Annotated in this window: 13 protein-coding genes and 2 pseudogenes; 6 read left to right on the top strand and 9 right to left on the bottom strand. The window is 58.7% G+C overall.

Features of this window, described 5'->3' with window-relative positions; genetic code table 11:
- Positions 1-129: 129 nt before the first annotated feature.
- The 3 genes and pseudogenes from KW837_RS29210 to KW837_RS28245 form a co-directional block, all read right to left on the bottom strand.
- Positions 130-561: pseudogene (locus tag KW837_RS29210) on the bottom strand (methyl-accepting chemotaxis protein); the annotation flags it as partial.
- Between the two features lie 108 nt (positions 562-669).
- A pseudogene (locus KW837_RS29205) lies at positions 670-1,356 on the bottom strand (PAS domain-containing protein); the annotation flags it as partial.
- Between the two features lie 208 nt (positions 1,357-1,564).
- Entirely contained in the window at positions 1,565-2,878 is a 1,314-nt protein-coding gene (locus KW837_RS28245) for an MFS transporter (RefSeq protein ID WP_218399335.1), read from the bottom strand.
- 239 nt (positions 2,879-3,117) lie between these two features.
- On the opposite strand from KW837_RS28245, the gene KW837_RS28240 reads away from it, so the two are divergent.
- Positions 3,118-4,290, top strand: coding sequence for a hypothetical protein (locus KW837_RS28240; protein WP_218399334.1), 1,173 nt, complete (start codon positions 3,118-3,120; stop codon positions 4,288-4,290).
- A gap of 180 nt (positions 4,291-4,470) precedes the next feature.
- Positions 4,471-4,995 (top strand): SET domain-containing protein-lysine N-methyltransferase, encoded by a 525-nt coding sequence (locus tag KW837_RS28235; protein ID WP_192345449.1) that lies wholly within the window; start codon positions 4,471-4,473, stop codon positions 4,993-4,995.
- A gap of 6 nt (positions 4,996-5,001) precedes the next feature.
- Here KW837_RS28235 and can read toward each other — a convergent pair whose 3' ends face one another.
- A complete protein-coding gene (gene can / locus KW837_RS28230; RefSeq protein ID WP_052965823.1) occupies positions 5,002-5,646 on the bottom strand; it encodes a carbonate dehydratase in 645 nt (214 codons plus the stop codon).
- Positions 5,647-5,829: 183 nt separating this feature from the next.
- On the opposite strand from can, the gene KW837_RS28225 reads away from it, so the two are divergent.
- Positions 5,830-6,234, top strand: coding sequence for a serine kinase/phosphatase (locus KW837_RS28225; RefSeq protein WP_218399333.1), 405 nt, complete (start codon positions 5,830-5,832; stop codon positions 6,232-6,234).
- A gap of 111 nt (positions 6,235-6,345) precedes the next feature.
- On the opposite strand, the gene rimI is transcribed toward KW837_RS28225, so the two are convergent.
- Complete coding sequence (rimI, locus tag KW837_RS28220; protein ID WP_123501339.1) at positions 6,346-6,798, bottom strand: ribosomal protein S18-alanine N-acetyltransferase; 453 nt, start codon at positions 6,796-6,798, stop codon at positions 6,346-6,348.
- Complete coding sequence (locus KW837_RS28215; protein WP_218399371.1) at positions 6,791-7,531, bottom strand: energy transducer TonB; 741 nt, start codon at positions 7,529-7,531, stop codon at positions 6,791-6,793. Before KW837_RS28215 ends, rimI begins: the two co-directional genes overlap by 8 nt.
- A 206-nt stretch (positions 7,532-7,737) precedes the next feature.
- On the opposite strand from KW837_RS28215, the gene mksB reads away from it, so the two are divergent.
- From mksB to mksF, 3 genes are read left to right on the top strand one after another with little or no spacing between them, the layout of a single operon-like run.
- Entirely contained in the window at positions 7,738-9,015 is a 1,278-nt protein-coding gene (mksB, locus tag KW837_RS28210; protein WP_192345447.1) for an Mks condensin complex protein MksB, read from the top strand.
- Positions 9,005-9,706 carry an Mks condensin complex protein MksE gene (gene mksE / locus KW837_RS28205; RefSeq protein ID WP_192345446.1) on the top strand — a complete coding sequence of 234 codons (702 nt, stop codon included), beginning with the start codon at positions 9,005-9,007 and terminating at the stop codon, positions 9,704-9,706. The genes mksB and mksE overlap by 11 nt, the downstream gene beginning before the upstream one ends.
- On the top strand, positions 9,703-12,543 hold the full coding sequence (gene mksF, locus KW837_RS28200) for an Mks condensin complex protein MksF (RefSeq protein WP_218399332.1): 2,841 nt from the start codon (positions 9,703-9,705) through the stop codon (positions 12,541-12,543). Before mksE ends, mksF begins: the two co-directional genes overlap by 4 nt.
- A gap of 112 nt (positions 12,544-12,655) precedes the next feature.
- Here mksF and KW837_RS28195 read toward each other — a convergent pair whose 3' ends face one another.
- From KW837_RS28195 to KW837_RS28185, 3 genes are read right to left on the bottom strand one after another with little or no spacing between them, the layout of a single operon-like run.
- The gene (locus tag KW837_RS28195; protein WP_218399331.1) at positions 12,656-14,959 is read right to left on the bottom strand and encodes a PqiB family protein; all 2,304 of its coding nucleotides are present in this window, start codon (positions 14,957-14,959) and stop codon (positions 12,656-12,658) included.
- Positions 14,952-15,575 (bottom strand): paraquat-inducible protein A, encoded by a 624-nt coding sequence (locus KW837_RS28190; protein WP_007896874.1) that lies wholly within the window; start codon positions 15,573-15,575, stop codon positions 14,952-14,954. Before KW837_RS28190 ends, KW837_RS28195 begins: the two co-directional genes overlap by 8 nt.
- Positions 15,562-16,221, bottom strand: a complete 660-nt coding sequence (locus KW837_RS28185) for a paraquat-inducible protein A (protein WP_218399330.1) — start codon at positions 16,219-16,221, stop codon at positions 15,562-15,564. Before KW837_RS28185 ends, KW837_RS28190 begins: the two co-directional genes overlap by 14 nt.
- Between the last annotated feature and the right edge of the window lie 215 nt (positions 16,222-16,436).

The following is a 16,436-nucleotide window of genomic DNA, read 5'->3' as shown; positions in this document are numbered from 1 at the left end:
GTCGTACGCAGGAATAAGAAAAGGCTTACCGGGAGGTAGGCCTTTTTTTGTTAGCGAAGAATCCTGGTCTGATCAAGCCGCAAAAGCAGGCCTGGCCTTTTTAGGGCTATTCACGCCGCACAGCGAGCATCAAGTCGATAACTGATTGGCAAACTGCCCAACCGCGTTAACCACTTTCTGCGCCCCGTCCTGGATTTCGACGATCACTGTGCCCGCCTCCGCTGCCAGCGCCAGCCCCTGTTCGGCCTGGAGTTTGCCATCGGTCATCAGGGCCACGGCATTGCGCGCCATGTCCTGGTTCTGGCGCACAACGCCGACAATTTCGTCGGTCGCCTGGCTGGTTCGCGAGGCCAGTTGCCGGACTTCATCAGCCACCACGGCAAAACCTCGACCCTGCTCACCGGCGCGAGCGGCTTCGATGGCCGCGTTGAGCGCCAGCAGGTTGGTTTGTTCGGCGATGCCACTGATGGTTTTGACGATGGTGCCAATCACCAGTGATTGCTCGTTCAGCGCCTCGATGCCTTCGCCAGCAGTTTGCATGTGTTTGGCCAAGTCACGCATGACGTCCACCGCTTGAGTCACTACAGTGGTACCGCGCTGGGCGCTGCTGTCGGTTTGCAACGAGGTGCTGTAGGCGATGTTGGCCGCTTCGGCGACGGCCTGCTCCTGATTGACCTGATCGGTTATCACCGTAGCGAACTTGACCACTTTGTAGAGCTTGTTGTTGGCGTCGACAACTGGGTTGTAGGAAGCCTCCAGCCAGACCACGCGACCGTGGCTATCGATACGCTTGAAACGATCGGCCACAAATTCGCCGGCGTTCAAGCGGCGCCAGAAGTTCTGATACTCGGGGCTGTTGTATTCCTCTGATTCACAGAAGGTGCGGTGATGTTTGCCCTGAACCTGCGCCAGACTGTAACCCATGCCGTTGAGAAACCGCTCGTTGGCCGTCAGCACGTTGCCATTGAGGTCGAACTCGATGACCGCCGTCGAGCGCACTAGCGCGCCGATCAGGTTCTCATGTTCACGAGACGCCTCGATGGTGCGGGTCAGGTCGCTGGAGTAAATCGAGAAGTGTTTGATCCGGCCATCCGCGGAGCGCACCGGCTGCACGATCGACCGCAACCAGGCTTCGGCACCATTGCCCCGCAATAAACGAACCGTGCCGGCAAAATGCTCGCCACGGGTCAGTGCAGTCTTGAAGCGGCGGTGGAATTCGTCCGACTTCACATGAGCCGGGACGATGTCTTCGATGTGCCGGCCGTCCAGCTCGTTGCCCTTGTAGAGCATTTCACCCATGAAGTTCTGGTTGGCCGATTGAATCCTGCCATCGGAATCAAGGGTCAGGACCAGCATCTCGCTGTCCAGGCTCTCCTTGACTTGCTGAAGGCTGGAGAGTTCTTCGCGAAGAGCCGACAGCTCCTGCTTCAAGCGTTTGTTGAACATGGGAAGCACCGATGGACAGGGATAAAAAGCTGCATACAGCCTAGCCATCGGCCTTGGGGATATTTTCTGAAGAGTGTCTCAGGGTTGTCCTACAAAAATAGTGGTAACACGAACATCTTTATACCGCGCCGGCTACCGAACAGCGCCCAATTCGCGGTACTCGCGCGCCAAAGTACGCCGCACTGCTGATGCCCACCGCCCCCATCACTGCGCAGAAAATCACACAAATCCACGGACTCCACGGCATCAGACCGATCAACAACAGCGGTGTGACGCTGGCCCAGGCGGCGTAGGCAATGTTGTAGGTAAAGGAAATCCCCGAGACGCGAATCCGCGCCGGAAACAGGCTGACCATCACCGACGGCACTGCGCCGACTACCCCGCAAGAGAGGCCTGCCACTGCATAGGCCAGACCGAGCCACTGGCCTTCAATGATCAGGCAGGTATAGAGCACGCCAATACCCAGAGGCAGCAGCAGGCTATACAGCATCACCGTGCGCCAGGCGCCGATGCGATCGACAAGCAGCCCCGCGAGCACACAGCCGATGTTCAGAAACACGATGCCCAAGGCACTCAGGGCGAAGGTATGACTGGCGGTCATGCCGAAGGTTTTTTGCATCATGGTCGGGGTAATGACCACGAATACCACCACGGCCGAGGTCAGCACGCAGGTGAGGATCATTGCCGGCAGCATCGCCAGGCGGTGCTCCCGCAGGACCGTGCGCAGCGGCAGTTCCACAGTAGCCTCGCGCTGGGCCTGCATCGCCATGAATACCGGGGTTTCACTAAGCCAGCGACGCAGCCAGACACCGATGACGCCAAACACACCGCCCAACAGAAACGGGTAGCGCCAGGCGTAATCAAGAATTTCCGCCGGGGTGAACGTCTGTGCCAGAAATGTCGCCGTCAGGGCTCCGATCAAGTAGCCGAAGGTCAGCCCCGCCTGTAGGAAACCGAGGGCATAGCCGCGATGCCCGACCGGTGCATGCTCGGCCACGAACACCCAGGCACTCGGCACTTCACCGCCTACCGCCGCGCCTTGCAGGACTCTCAGGCCCAATAGCAACAACGGTGCGAAATAACCGATCTGGGCGTAGGTCGGCATGATCCCGATCAGCAGACACGGCAACGCCATCATCAGGATGCTCAGGCTGAAAACCTTCTTGCGCCCCAGTCGATCGGCGAAATGTGCCATCAGGATCCCGCCCAACGGCCGCGCCAGGTAGCCGGTAACGAAAATCCCGAAGCTTTGTAGCAGACGCAGCCACTCAGGCATTTCGGGTGGGAAGAACAGCTGGCTGAGGGTCAGCGCGAAAAATACGAAAATGATGAAATCGTAGATTTCCAACGCGCCGCCAAGGGCTGCTAGCCCCAGTGTTTTGTAGTCCGAGCGGGTGAAGGGCGCCGGGCGCGCATCTGTGTTGGCAGTCATGGAAAAGAACTCTGGCAGGCAAAAAACCAAGGCGCCCATGGTCTACGCAAATGCGCTTGTGGACAACCCGCTAGCCCTGGAATCCCAATGCCATACCGCGCTGCTAGCGCGTACCTTCCAGTATGAAGGGCACTCCTGGACTGGAAATGTTTTCAGATGGGCACTAGACCGCTCGACACAAGTAGTTTCAAGATGTACCCGCCCTGCCTCCGAGGGCTCACGCTGAAAAGGATCTGAGCATGTTCAAACTCGCAGGACTCACCCTGGCCGCACTCACCCTGAGTGCCGCCGCTCACGCCGATGTCGATCTGAATCTGGGCAGTACCGAACGTGTTACCCGACTGTTCGCCTATCCCAACAACTGCAACGTCATCTGCTATCGCAACTGGACACTGGAACAGACCGTCGAGCACTACCTGACTCAAAGCGTACAACGCGATGGCTACAACACCGCAAAAGTAGTGGTCAAAACCGACAACAAGCAGCTCTACGCCACTATCAGCGGTGTGCCCAAAGGCTATGACAAGCCACTGACCGCATTGCTCCAGGCTGGGGATTTGGCTTACAACGGCGCCAGCAAACTGAGTGCCGATGGCAAATGGACCTACAACTGGTACTTGTTCCTTCCGCTGGGCATGGCGCTGGAAAATCGCAAAAGCGTCGAACTGCTGCACTTCCCGCCGGATTACTCGCTGACCCAGGCCCAGGACTACCTGGAGTCCAAGACGACCGACCGTTGGGCCACGCTGCTGACTGCCAATGGCATCCCTGCCGACCAGACACCGGGCTATCAGACCATCATCGACATCGCGCCGATTGCCGCGCCATCCAGCGCCGGTAAGGACCTTGAAGGCGTCTACGACTACTTCAAGGATTACCAGACCACCATGGTCAAGGAAGTCAGCCAGAACGCCAGCGGCGCTGCGTTGCCAATGGTTGCTTTCGGCGCACCGGTGCGTAACTGGATCAAGCAACAATACGGGCCGACCGTGGACGTGCTCGGTCTGGCAATCATCAGCCCGAGCGAGGGTGTGAAGGTGCCCGTACTGGGTTCCAATCACCCGAGCTACATCTGGTACGCCGCCGATCCCGAAGCCTACAGCGGCAACGATGCCCAGGCCAAGGCGGACGCTGCAGGGCTGAAAGTCATGGGCCAGGATTTGAGCGCCGCGTGCTGGCAGGCCGGGATGGGCAGCAAACCGGGCACTGACCCTACCGTTCAGCTGAAAAGCTGTACTCAGTCCTGGCAAGTGACCCAGAAAGAAAAAACCTGCGAACTGTTCTACACCTCGATCCGCAACCTGACGCCTGAACAGGCCGTGGCCAAATGCGCAACAACGACGGTCAAATCCCAGCTGAAACAGCTGAAGAGCCCGTCTCTTGCGACCTCTGCTCCTGCCCCACACTTGTAAACGATGAAAGTCTTTCCCGCGTGAGCCATGGCTGACGCGGGAAAGAGCCTTTTTCGCCTGTCATATTTGACAGTAGACTGATGGTTTCATTTGCGAGAGCCTTGGGGCATACCCATGTGCTGCAGGGCTGACAGGATGTCAGTAGACGGCGGTCGTAGCACTCGACTGACAAGGATTGTTATGAGAGCTCATGCAGAACAGGCAATACCCCCACCGCCATCAAATGGCATCTATCCGTTTGTAGAGTTGCCCCTTCGCCTTGGATTCCCCTCCAAAGACGACTTTGAAATCATCTGCAACACTCAGGGATCGGCAATAGCTGTCATGGCACTGCGCGAGTTCCCCCGCATCAGCCGAATCTGCAGGGTTTCCGGACATCTGTTGCCCTATCGCTGCCGACACACCCGGCAGCTGGCGCCAGGCATCCACGTCCACGATCCGCGCTTCTGCGGTCTACTGAACCACTCCTGCGACCCCAACGTCTTTCTCGACATGAGCGAACTGTGGATATGGGCGCTCAAGGACATCAAAAAGGGTGACCGGCTGACGATGGATTTCGCCGCAACAGAAGACAAGCTGCTGCGGCAGTTCGCCTGCCGCTGCGGTTGTCCGTCCTGCCGTGGCTGGATCATCGGCTATGACGAGTCGCCGAACGCCAATGGAGAACAGTTTTTTCAACACTGGCGTCGACGAAGTCTCATCTAAAAGGCTTTACAACGCCTCGACCGGACGCAAACGGTACTGCGGTGGTAACTGTTCGAAACCGCTGATGGTGGCGTTCAGGCTTTTCCAGCGTCCATCCTTGATGCCATAGATGCAACCATGGATCGACAAGCTCTGCCCGCGGTGCCAGGCGTTTTGCACAATGCTGGTATGACCGACGTTGGCCACCTGCTGAATCACATTGAGTTCGCAGAGGCGGTCGACCCGCTCCTCTTCGGTGGACAACTTGGCCAGTTCGTCGCGCTTTTCATAATAGAGATCGCGAATCGAACGCAGCCAGCCGTCGATCAGGCCCAACTGACGGTCCTGCATCGAGGCGCGTACACCGCCGCAACCGTAGTGGCCGGTGACCAGGATGTGTTTGACCTTGAGTACATCGACCGCGTATTGAATCACCGACAGGCAATTGAGGTCGGTGTGCAGTACAACGTTGGCCACGTTGCGGTGCACAAACAGATCGCCCGGCAGCATGCCGACGATTTCATTGGCCGGCACGCGGGCATCGGAGCAACCGATCCACAGGTATTCCGGGGTTTGTTGACGGGCCAGCTTGGCGAAGAAATCAGGATCTTCCTGGGTGATCGCGTCGGCCCAGCGCTCATTGTTATCAATCAGATCTTGTAATTCGTTCATGCAATGAAGCCTCGATAATGATGCGCTGGTTTGACAGACAACCGTCTGTCCGGGTCACGCGCAAGATGCAGATCCCCCATGATGCCCTGATGCATTTAATGGCTATCCGATGCTCCATGCCGGTGGAATTCTCGCAAGCCCAGTGGGTCAACTGTAGTAAGGCCTACAGTATGAGGGAATGCCATGACTGATTCACGACGTCCGTTCGATAAGGCGCAACCCGAGCCCATCGACGACAACGAAGACCGCATGGGCTCAGTGCATGAGCTGGATTTCGACGAGGAAGAACCGGGCACCAGAATCGGCGACCTGATCCCCGAACGCGAGCGTGCGCAGAAGATGTCCGACGAACGCGTCCGTGAAGCTGGCATGACCGGAGGCTCGACCAATGACCATGAGTCCACCGACGATGACATGAGCCCGGAAACCCTGATCCATGAAGACGGCGCACGGGATGCCCACGAAGAGGGTGAAGGCGGCCAGGCGGATTGGGATTTGAGCATTGTCGATGAAGACGACATCGGCGGGGGCAACGGGTTGGACGAAGCAGAGATGGCGCAGCGCGATCCAATGGATGGCAAGCGTTGATCGTTGTCGTCGGGGAGGACACCTTCGCGGGCAAGCCTCGCTCCTACGGGTTCTGGGCCGTTCATGTGTTCTGCTCGTAGGAGCGAGGCTTGCCCGCGAAGCTTTTAAGGCTCAATCCACTAATGTACAGGCCATGACCACGGCATCTTCGCGCCCGCCAACAGCGGGGTAGTAATCGCGCCGACGCCCGATTTCGTTGAACCCATACCGCTCATACAACCGAAATGCCGCCCGGTTGCTGTCGCGCACTTCCAGAAAACATTCCCGTGCCTCTGCCTTGCAGGCAATCGACATCAAGTGCTCCAGCAGCGTCAAACCCAGGCCTCGGCCCTGATTTTCCGGTTTGACGGTGATGTTCAGCAAATGCGCCTCGTCGAGAATGATCTGCACCACCCCATGACCGACCTGCTGCTGCCCTTCAAACATCAGCCAGATCTGGTACTTGCCCAGGCCATCGAGAAAAATCCCGCGGGTCCAGGGGTGGCTGTAAGCCGCGTATTCAATTTTCAGTACAGTGTCCAAGTCCGCCTCGGTCATCGGGCGGAACGATACAGCGTCACTCATTCGATTCTTTCCAGCGCGCCATCAGCCGACGCATGGCTTGCCAGACATCAGCCTTACGCTGTGGCTGTTCCATTAATAATTCCAGACCCGGCAGGGCCCAGACCGAACCCAGGCCTTCGACCTGAAGTTCACGGTTGAAGGATTCGGCGTTCGCCTCACCGGCAAAACGCACCGCCGGCAAGCCGATCAGCCACAGGCAGACGCATGGAGCATCTTCGAGACGGGCCGACAGAAAGCCTTGTACGAAATCCCGAGCCGCTTCCGGCCCCTGATCCATGGTGCCGCGAGCCAGCAGTGGCCAGCGCACCGGCTCGCCGACAATCTGTGGGCTGTCCGGCAGACCGGCAGCGCGCAGCATGTCCTTGAGCAACAGATAGGCCGGATCGCGGGTCTGGAAGCTTTCGCCTGTGGGTAATTCCACCAGCAACAGGCAACGACCTGCGCGCAGCAATTGAAGGGCGAAACGCGGTGGCGGCACGACCGGCGCCTTGACCGCGACCGGGGCCTCCTCTTCTTCGACCTTGGCGTTCGTGCGGGTGCTGGCCAACGATGGCCGCGGCACCTCGATTTTTACCCGTTCGGCCGGTTTGACCACGGGCTCCATCGGTGCCTCGGCCACGGGAGCCGGCGCAACCGGGGCGACGACCAATGGCTCGGGCATCTCCAGCAGTTCGGGGCGCGAGGGCGCAGCAAAGGGCAATTCGGTGCGCGGCAGCCAGTTGACCACCTGCATGGCGGTCAAATAAGCGCGGCGACGGGACTCGATAAGCAAAGGTCGGCCACTTGTGGATAACTAAAGTGCGTTGATTCTACCGCCCTTCGCTCAAGATCGCCCGCGCTTGATCGATAGAAAGCCAACTGTCCGTCCCGAGAGTGAATCGCAACGGGCGTGATGCAGTACAATCGCGACTTTTAATCGCCAACCAGCCGGCCATTCCGATGATCGAACCCAAGCGCGTCTTGCGCGCCCTCGCTGAACACTGGGCACTTCTGGAGCCACTGTGCGAGCACTTCGACCAAGGCACCTTGAGCCTCAACGAACTGCGCACGCAACTGGCCGCCCAGCAACTCGACAGTACGCCGCAGGACATCACCAGCCTGCTGGACGTGTGGATCCGCCTCGACATTCTGGTTCCCGTGGCGAAAAGCCCGAACCGTTTCGAGCTCAATGCGCAGATCCACGACTTCCTCGCTTACCTGCGCCGTGAGCACCGTCTGGGCCTGTGTCTGGAAATCGAAGCCTATTTGCGTCACCTTGAGCGCTTGGCCGGTTACATTCAGGACGCCTTCGACATTCGCGACGGCAACGACCTGGCGCGTCAATTGCGCCTGCTCGACATGCGCGTGCGCGATGTGCTGAAAAAACTCGACAACGACGAACAGGCGTTGGTGGCCGTCGCCGAACGGGCGAAAACCAGCGATCGGCAGATCCCGCTGCGTCAGCGCTACGCTGAAGTGCTGGCGACCTGGGACGAATACGTCGAGCCGATGATTGAACTGGTGAACGCCGACGGCGCCTTCGAACAAGGCGTGCGTAAGGTCGAAACGGTCCTGCTGAAGATGCTCTCCGAACAGCAGCGCCTCGGCCATCTGGTTGACGATGACATGCTGCTGCGCACCCACGCGCGCATCCTCGAAATGCAGACCAGCGCCCAGCTAACCTTGCGTCACGCCCGCGAACTGCTCCTGCCGCTACGTGAAGAAGCCCGCCGCCACAACGCCGTGACCCGTGGCGCGGCGCTGGCCCTGTCGGCCATTCGTCGTAAAGGCATCGATGCGGTACCGCAAGCCGCGATGCCGATGTTCACCCGGCCGCAAAGCACCTTCCTCGGCAGCGCCAGTCAAGTCGAAGCCTACGTGTACGCCTTGGCCCGTTTCGAACCAAAACCGGCGCGTTTCCCCAAGGCGCACAAGACCCAGAAAGGCGAAGCCCCGCGCGCGCCACGCACGGTTCGGGAAATGCTCGAACGTTGCGAAGACGCCCTGCCAATGCCGGACCTGATGACTTGGCTGCTGGAACAGGAGCCGGACGGTGCTACCGACGAATTGCTTTATTGGTTCTCGCGCCTGTCGCGGGAGAAGCGCTTCAAACGCGAGCGTCTGGAACGCCGCGATTACCACACTCACGAGCATCAGGTCAGCCTGCGCTCCTTCGCCCTGCTCTCGGCCGGCGACACCGCCGCCGAGGATTCTGCGAGCATCCCACATGCATCTTGATCTATCCGAACTGTCCCAGCTGGCGCCGATCTTTCGCGAGCTGTTCAAGGGCTACCACGTCAGCCGCCGCGACCCGGAGCTGTACGCGCAATTGTCGAACTTCCAGGACCAGTACCGCACGCTGTTCAAGGCACTGGGCTTTGAACTGGTCTGCGACACCCGGGGTTTCTACTACTTTGTGCCGGACCTTGCCGCTGCGGCGGTAAACAAGACCGCGCAACGTCTGGCGCTGTTTACCTTCATCCTTGTCGAGCATCTGGCCGATCAGGGCCGTGACCCGGTCGCCGTGCTCGACGGCGGCAGCCTCGGCCGCGATGAGTTGCCATCGTTGCTGGAGAAATACCGCGACCTGTTTATCCAGGCAGAAGTGCAGACCGTCGAAGAACTCGAAGAAAAAATCATGCGCCGCATGACTCAGCTCGGTTTCGCCAGCGAAGAAAACGGCGTTTACCGTTTCCTGCCGCCGATGCATCGCTTCCTTGATGTTTGCCTGTCGGTTCAGCAGGACCGTGATCTGGCGGCCAGCCTGCACAGCGTCCTGCCATTGCCGGTGCCCGTGCTGATCGATGACGACAGCGATGAAAAACTGCTGCAAACAGACGACCCGCTGGATCTGAGTGACTTCGCTGAAGAAAGCGAAGAAGACGCCCTGGCCCGCGCCATTGCCGAAGAACAGGAGACCGACGCATGAGCAAGGAACGCTACGGCATTCGCCGCTTTGCCCTTTTGAACACCGCCGGTTACAGCCTCGGCCTGTTCCCGCTGGAAGAGCCGCTGTCGGTTTACGGGGCGAACAACCTCGGTAAATCCGCATCGATCAACGCCTTGCAGTTCCCGATTCTTGCACGCATGTCGGACATGAGTTTCGGCAAGTACAGCCTGGAACAATCCCGGCGTTTCTACTTCGCCTCGGACACCAGTTACATCCTGGTGGAAGTCTCCCTGCCCCACGGCCCGCACGTGATTGGCGTGGTCGGACGCGGCCCGGGCGGCGGTTTCGGTCACCAGTTCTTTGCCTATGCCGGCAAACTCGATCTGGCCCATTACCAGAAAGACGATACCTGCCTGCGGCAGAAAGAGCTGTTCACCAACCTTGAGCGCGAAGGCCTGAAAGCCTATGAACTCAAGCCGGATGAACTGCGTCGTTTGCTGGTGGGCGGTCACACCTCTATTCCGCTGGACCTGACGCTGATCCCGCTGCGCTCCACCAGCGAGCAGAGCCTGAAGACCTTCCGCGCGCTGTTCATCAACTTGTTGCACATGCGCGAAATCACCGCGGCCAAACTCAAGCAGCTGTTCCTCGACGCCTTCGAACACAGCCTGCGTTCCGGCAGCGTCGATTACATCGCCGCGTGCGAGGAAGCCTTCCGTGATGTTCGCCGCATGGAGCAGGACTACAACTCGCTGGTCGCTGCCGGCCCATTGGTTGAAGCCTTGGCAAACGGCGTGAAACAGCGGGACATCCTGCGCGGCAAACTGCATCGCCTGTCGCCGCTGCTCGACTCCCTGCTCGGCACCTGGTCGGACTACGCCAGTGCTCGCAAGGAAGAACTGACGATTCAGGCTGAGCACTACCGCAACGAGCAGGACGCGCTGCAAAACGATCAGCGCGGCGGCACTCAGGAGCTGATGCGTCTGGAGCGGGAAATCACCGGCATCCAGCGCTGGCTCGGCGAGTTGTCGGTGCTCAAGCATCGCTTCGCGCTGGTCGATGACGTCAAAGTCCTCGAGCAGCAACTGCTCGCCGCCAAAGACGCGCACGACGAACTGGCCGGTGCACTGGCCCAGTCGCGGCAGTTCAGTGCCGAAGACCTCGAAGAGCGTCTGCGGGATCTGGAAAAACGCCTGAAGTCGGTCAAGCAACAACTCGATCACGCCGACAACAACAGCTACGCCCGTTTGCGCGAAGAGTTTTCACAGCAGGACGTCGAGCGCCTGATGCGCCTGTTCAACAGCGCACTGTTCAGCCTCCCGCTGGGTGAACACGGCATTACGCTGGACGAGGACGGTCAGTGGGTCAAATCCATGGAACTGATCCTCGATGGCTTCAAAGGCGAGCGCTTCGAAGTGCCGGGCCTGTCCATCGATATCTCGCACATTGAGCCTCCAGCCCTGCAAGCCCTGGCTGACCGCGCGGCGCTGCGCGATCAGAAAGACCGCCTGGAAAAAGAACTAAAGCAGCTGAAAACTCAAGCCGCCGTGGCAGCCGACCGCGCGGCCAGCAAGACCCAGACTGAAGCGCTGTACCAGCAAGTGCTGGATGCGCAGAAAGCCCTGGAAGATTTCCGCCGCGCGCAAACCCTGAGCTCCGAGGAAGGCGACAAGCTTGAGCAGTTGGCGCAGATGGAAGCTGCTCAGGACGAATTGAAGCGTTCCAGCGATGCCTTTACCGAGCGCGTCCAGCAACTGTCGGCCAAGCTGCAACTGGTCGGCCGGCAGATCGGCGATATGGAAGCCAAGCAACGCACCCTCGACGACGCCCTGCGCCGTCGTCAGCTGTTGCCGGCGGACCTGCCATTTGGCACGCCGTTCATGGACCCGGTCGACGACTCCATGGACAACCTGCTGCCGTTGCTCAACGACTATCAGGACAGCTGGCAAGGCCTGCTGCGCAGCGACGGGCAGATCGACGCGCTCTATGCTCAGGTTCGCCTCAAGGGCGTGGCCAAGTTCGACAGCGAAGACGATATGGAGCGTCGCCTGCAACTGCTGATCAACGCGTACGCACACCGCACCGACGAAGCCCTGACTCTCGGCAAGGCCCGTCGTGCAGCCGTCACCGACATCGCCCGGACCCTGCGTAACATTCGCAGCGACTATGACAGCCTCGAACATCAACTGGCGCTGTTCAACCGCGAGATCAACAAGCGTCAGGTCTCCAACCTGCAAAGCTTCCGCATCGTGCTCGCGCCGAACAAGGAAGCGCTCAAGCACATTGACCAGATCATCCACAGCGCCGGTCAGTACGAAGAAGGCGAAACCCTTTCCGTCTTCGACCTGAGCCAAAGCGCCGATCAAGACAACAAGAACGAAGAGGCCAAGGAATACCTGGCGCGGCTGGTGGCGGCGAACCACAACCAGCTCGGCCTCAAGGATCTGTTCGAGCTGGCGTTCGAGATCACCAAGGTCAACGGCCAACCGGTGATCCACACCGACATCGACGGCGCGGCGTCCAACGGCACCACCATGACCATCAAGGCGCTGACCAACATGTACTTGTTGCTGCACTTGATGGACCGCGATCAGGCCGGTCGCGTGCGCCTGCCGTACTACCTTGACGAAGCGGCGGACATCGACGAGAAGAACCAGGCAGCACTGCTGGAAACCAGCCTGCAATTGGGTTTCGTGCCGATTCTGGCGAGTGTGAAGCCGCAAGTTTGCGCCAGTGTCGCCATCGACCTGGAAGGCGGCAGCGGCCCGAACGGCATTTACATCGACGAGGCGGACTGGAAGTACATTCGTCGCCACGATGAAGTGAAGGCAACCATCAACGTGCAGGCGGATGAACCGGAGCTGGACGCGGTTTGACGCTTTAATCGAAGCCAATAAAAAGGCCGCGATCCAATGGATCGCGGCCTTTTTTATCTTTTCATTGTAGGAGCGAGGCTTGCCCGCGAAGGCGTCATCACAGACGCAATAACTACTTGCCGATCGAAATCTTCGGCGCCCAGGTCAGCCACTCATCTTCGAACTGGTCGAACAGCGGGAATGTTTGCTCGGGCCGCGCCGGAGCCCCCATGCGGTCGCCATCCGGTGTGGCAAACGCAATGCCGCCCTGGACCAGCGTCTCCAGCGATTCGGTACGTATTGTCGCGCCTTTGAACAAGCCGTAGTCAAAACCAAAACCACTGGTGTTCCAGAACCGCGTGCCACTGCGCACCAGCGGCGCGTACTTCGGCTCGATCAGGATGTGCACCAACACTCGATCAGCCGTCTGGCCCAGTTCATAGCCGGTCACCTTGCCTACCGTGATTTCGCGATAGGTGACAGGGACGCCTGACTTCAGCGAACCCCGACGAGCAGCGCTCAACACCAGGCTTAAACCAGCCTCTTCCTTGGCGATTTCCGGAGGATTGGTCAAGGCCACGAAAGTCTTCTGTGGGCCGAGGTTCTTCGGTGCCGGTTGTACTTCGATGTATTGCCCTGTGACCAAAGTGTCGAGGTTCGAAGTTTTAATCAGACCGAGCTCAGGTTTGACCACCCAGAACTGACTGCCGACCCGAGCGATACGCTCCGGCACTTCGGTGATCCGCGCGGTCAGCAGTACTGATTGCAGGTCATCACTGAGGTCGACGTCCTCAATCTTGCCAACGTCCAGGCCTTTGAATCGAACCGGCGTGCCACTGCGCAGGCCATCGGCGCGATCGACCTTGATTGTCACCATAGTGCCTTTCTGCGTTGCCTCATCATGGTTGGCATGCAGGCGGAAACGCGGAATACGCTTTTGCAACGGCGCTTTGGCTTCCGGGGTTTCGAAGGCGATGCCACCGGCCATCAGGCTCTGTAACGACTCACTTTTGACCTGGATGCCGCCGGTTAATCCACCGGTGAGCGTAATGCCGCTGGCATTCCAGAAACGCGTCGAGGCGTTGACCAGCCCTTCGTATTCCTTCTCGATATGCACCCCGATCACCAGCTGCTTTTTGGTGCGGGAGAATTGATAGCTTTGAACCGATCCGACCTTGACCTGTTTGTAGAGAATCGGACTGCCGACTTCCAGAGAACCAAGGTTGTCGGTGAACAACACCAAATGCAGGCCGGGCGAACGCAGGTCCAGCGGCGGGGCCTTGGGCCGTGCTTCGAACTCGCGTTGCGGCGCACCGCCCTTGTCGCCTGGGCGCACGGCAATGTAGTTGCCTTTGACCAGCGCTTCCAGGCCTGTAATACCGGCGAGCGAAATCGATGGTTTTACCACCCAGAACTGAGTGCCGGTGACCAGGTAGTCCTCGGCCAGCGGGTCGAGAGTCAACTCGGCAGTCGCACTGGACAGGTCGGGATCAACCTTGAGCGTTTTCAAATTGCCGACCTGGATACCTTTGTACATCACCGGCGTACGACCGGACTGCAGGCCTTCGAAATCGCTGAGTTTGACCTTGACCCGAATACCGGCTGCAGCCGCATCGAAATCCTCATAGAGACGGAACGGCAGGCTTGGATCGGTAGGCGGGCTGTCCTTGCGATTTTCCGGAGTGGCAAATGCAATACCACCAGCGACGATGCTGGCGAGGGACTCGCTACGTACTTTCACACCAGAAAGGTTGGCGTCGATACTGATGCCGCTGGCATTCCAGAAACGCGTGTGTTTACGCACCAGGCTGGCGTAGGTCGGTTCAATGAAGACTTTGAGTTCGACAGTGCTTTGGTCTGCGGACAGCACATAGCTTTTGATCTGACCGACCTGAATCTGCTTGTAGAACACCGGGCTGCCCCGATTCAGCGAGCCCAGGCGATCAGCCTTGATGGTCAAGTGCAGGCCGGGTTGCGCGTCCGATAGCGGAGGCTCCTGGGCCAGGGCCTTGAACTTGCGGGTCGGCTCGCCTTCGCCTGGGCTAACGGCCACGTAGTTACCCGAAACCAGCGTCTCCAGGCCCGTGATACCGGCCAGGGTCACGCTCGGTTTGACCAGCCAGAACCGCGTGCTGGTCCTCAGGTATTGCTCCACGTCTTTATTCATCTCGATGGTAGCGATCACTCCTTTGGAGCTGCCTTCGTCATCGAGTTTGAGGGCTTTCACCTTGCCGACCGACATGCCTTTGTAGACAACTTCGGTCTTGTTGGCCTGAATGCCTTCGCCACTTTCGAAGCGCACCTGAATCTCGATGCCCGTCTCGCTGTAGGCACGCCAGCCGAGCCAGCCGCCGATGATCAAGGCGATCAGGGGCAACACCCAAATAGCTGACCAGTTCGAGGCCGGTCGGGTTTTCGCTTTAGGCAAATCAGTCATGGTCGTCGTCCGACTCCGTGTTATCCCAAATCAGTCGGGGATCGAAAGTTACTGCGGCAAGCATCGTCAGAATCACCACACTGGCGAAGGCGATGGCGCCAAGATTGGCTTCGATGCTGGCAAGCCGTCCAAAATTCACAACCGCCACCAGAATGGCGATTACAAAAATATCCAGCATCGACCAGCGGCCGATGAACTCGATAAAGCGGTACATCAGAATGCGCTGGCGTGCCGAAAGCGGCTGACGGCGCTGCACCGAAAACAGCAGCAATGCGATGCCCACCAGCTTGAACGTGGGTACCAGGATGCTGGCGATAAAAACCACGGCAGCGATTGGAATCATGCCGTGCTGAACCAGCTGGATCACACCGGACATAATGGTGCTCGGATCGCCCTGCCCCAGGGAATTGACGGTCATGATCGGTAGTACATTGGCCGGGATGTAGAGAATCGCGCCCGTGATTAATAACGCCCAAGTACGCATCAGACTGTTCGGGCGGCGGGCGTGAACCAGCGCACCGCAGCGAGTGCACACCTGCTCGTCGGTATCGGCTTCCTGTTTATTCAACTCGTGGCATTCGGCACAAATCAAAATGCCTGCATCAATCGCCCGCATGGGCATCTTCTCCTGATAGAGCCTGCCAGATCTGGTGCGGTGACATCACTACTTCCAGCCAGACCTGAACCAACAACAAACTGATGAAGCACGCCAGACCAAGACCTACGGTGATCGCCGCCATATCGGCCAATTTGACGATCGCAACCAGTACGCCCATGAGGTAAACCTCGAGCATCCCCCAGTCCCGTAGATGGTGATAAATGCGGTAGAGCAGCAGGCCATAACTGCGTCCGATATCGAAGCGAATACTCAGCAGCACGAACAGCTGGCAAAGCAGCTTGAGCAGCGGAATCCCCATGCTGCAAAGGAATACCACTGCCGCTACGCCTCGCATACCGGTATCGAACAGACCGACAACGCCACTCCAGACAGTATCGTGCGACGACTGTCCGAGTAGATGGAGCTGCATGATGGGTAAAAAGTTCGCCGGGATGAACAACAACAGCGCGGCAATGACCAAGGCGAGACTACGCTGCACGACATTGTGTCGATGGGCATACAGCTCATAACCGCAGCGTACACAGATGGCTTTCTCATCATGAGCAAGCTCAGGCTTGCGCATCAGCAAGTCGCACTCATGACACGCTACCAAGTCGTCCAGCGGTAAATCTGACAGCCCTGGGGCGTCAACCGGATCTGGCATAAAGGCTCTGGCTCCAAAAAAGTTGGACCTATTCTAGTGTCCTGACTCGAAAATAACTGTGCAATTTTGTATTGTCGCCAGAGTGCTCTTTTCCTGCGGACAAAACAAAACCCCTACCTGCATACGCAGATAGGGGTTTCGGAATTTAATCTTGACGATGACCTACTCTCACATGGGGAAACCCCACACTACCATCGGCGATGCATCGTTTCACT

This window comes from Pseudomonas sp. PDM24 (genome assembly GCF_019218905.1).
In the GTDB taxonomy this organism is placed as follows: Bacteria; Pseudomonadota; Gammaproteobacteria; order Pseudomonadales; family Pseudomonadaceae; genus Aquipseudomonas.
Note: the sequence above shows the minus strand (reverse complement) of the source record. Positions and strands in the feature narration are given on the sequence as shown.

Coding starts and splice junctions, on each gene's coding strand:
- KW837_RS28245 (WP_218399335.1), bottom strand. CDS start 2,878: ATGACTGCCAACACAGATGCGCGCCCGGCGCCCTTCACCCGCTCGGAC.
- KW837_RS28240 (WP_218399334.1), top strand. CDS start 3,118: ATGTTCAAACTCGCAGGACTCACCCTGGCCGCACTCACCCTGAGTGCC.
- KW837_RS28235 (WP_192345449.1), top strand. CDS start 4,471: ATGAGAGCTCATGCAGAACAGGCAATACCCCCACCGCCATCAAATGGC.
- can (WP_052965823.1), bottom strand. CDS start 5,646: ATGAACGAATTACAAGATCTGATTGATAACAATGAGCGCTGGGCCGAC.
- KW837_RS28225 (WP_218399333.1), top strand. CDS start 5,830: ATGACTGATTCACGACGTCCGTTCGATAAGGCGCAACCCGAGCCCATC.
- rimI (WP_123501339.1), bottom strand. CDS start 6,798: ATGAGTGACGCTGTATCGTTCCGCCCGATGACCGAGGCGGACTTGGAC.
- KW837_RS28215 (WP_218399371.1), bottom strand. CDS start 7,531: ATGCAGGTGGTCAACTGGCTGCCGCGCACCGAATTGCCCTTTGCTGCG.
- mksB (WP_192345447.1), top strand. CDS start 7,738: ATGATCGAACCCAAGCGCGTCTTGCGCGCCCTCGCTGAACACTGGGCA.
- mksE (WP_192345446.1), top strand. CDS start 9,005: ATGCATCTTGATCTATCCGAACTGTCCCAGCTGGCGCCGATCTTTCGC.
- mksF (WP_218399332.1), top strand. CDS start 9,703: ATGAGCAAGGAACGCTACGGCATTCGCCGCTTTGCCCTTTTGAACACC.
- KW837_RS28195 (WP_218399331.1), bottom strand. CDS start 14,959: ATGACTGATTTGCCTAAAGCGAAAACCCGACCGGCCTCGAACTGGTCA.
- KW837_RS28190 (WP_007896874.1), bottom strand. CDS start 15,575: ATGCGGGCGATTGATGCAGGCATTTTGATTTGTGCCGAATGCCACGAG.
- KW837_RS28185 (WP_218399330.1), bottom strand. CDS start 16,221: ATGCCAGATCCGGTTGACGCCCCAGGGCTGTCAGATTTACCGCTGGAC.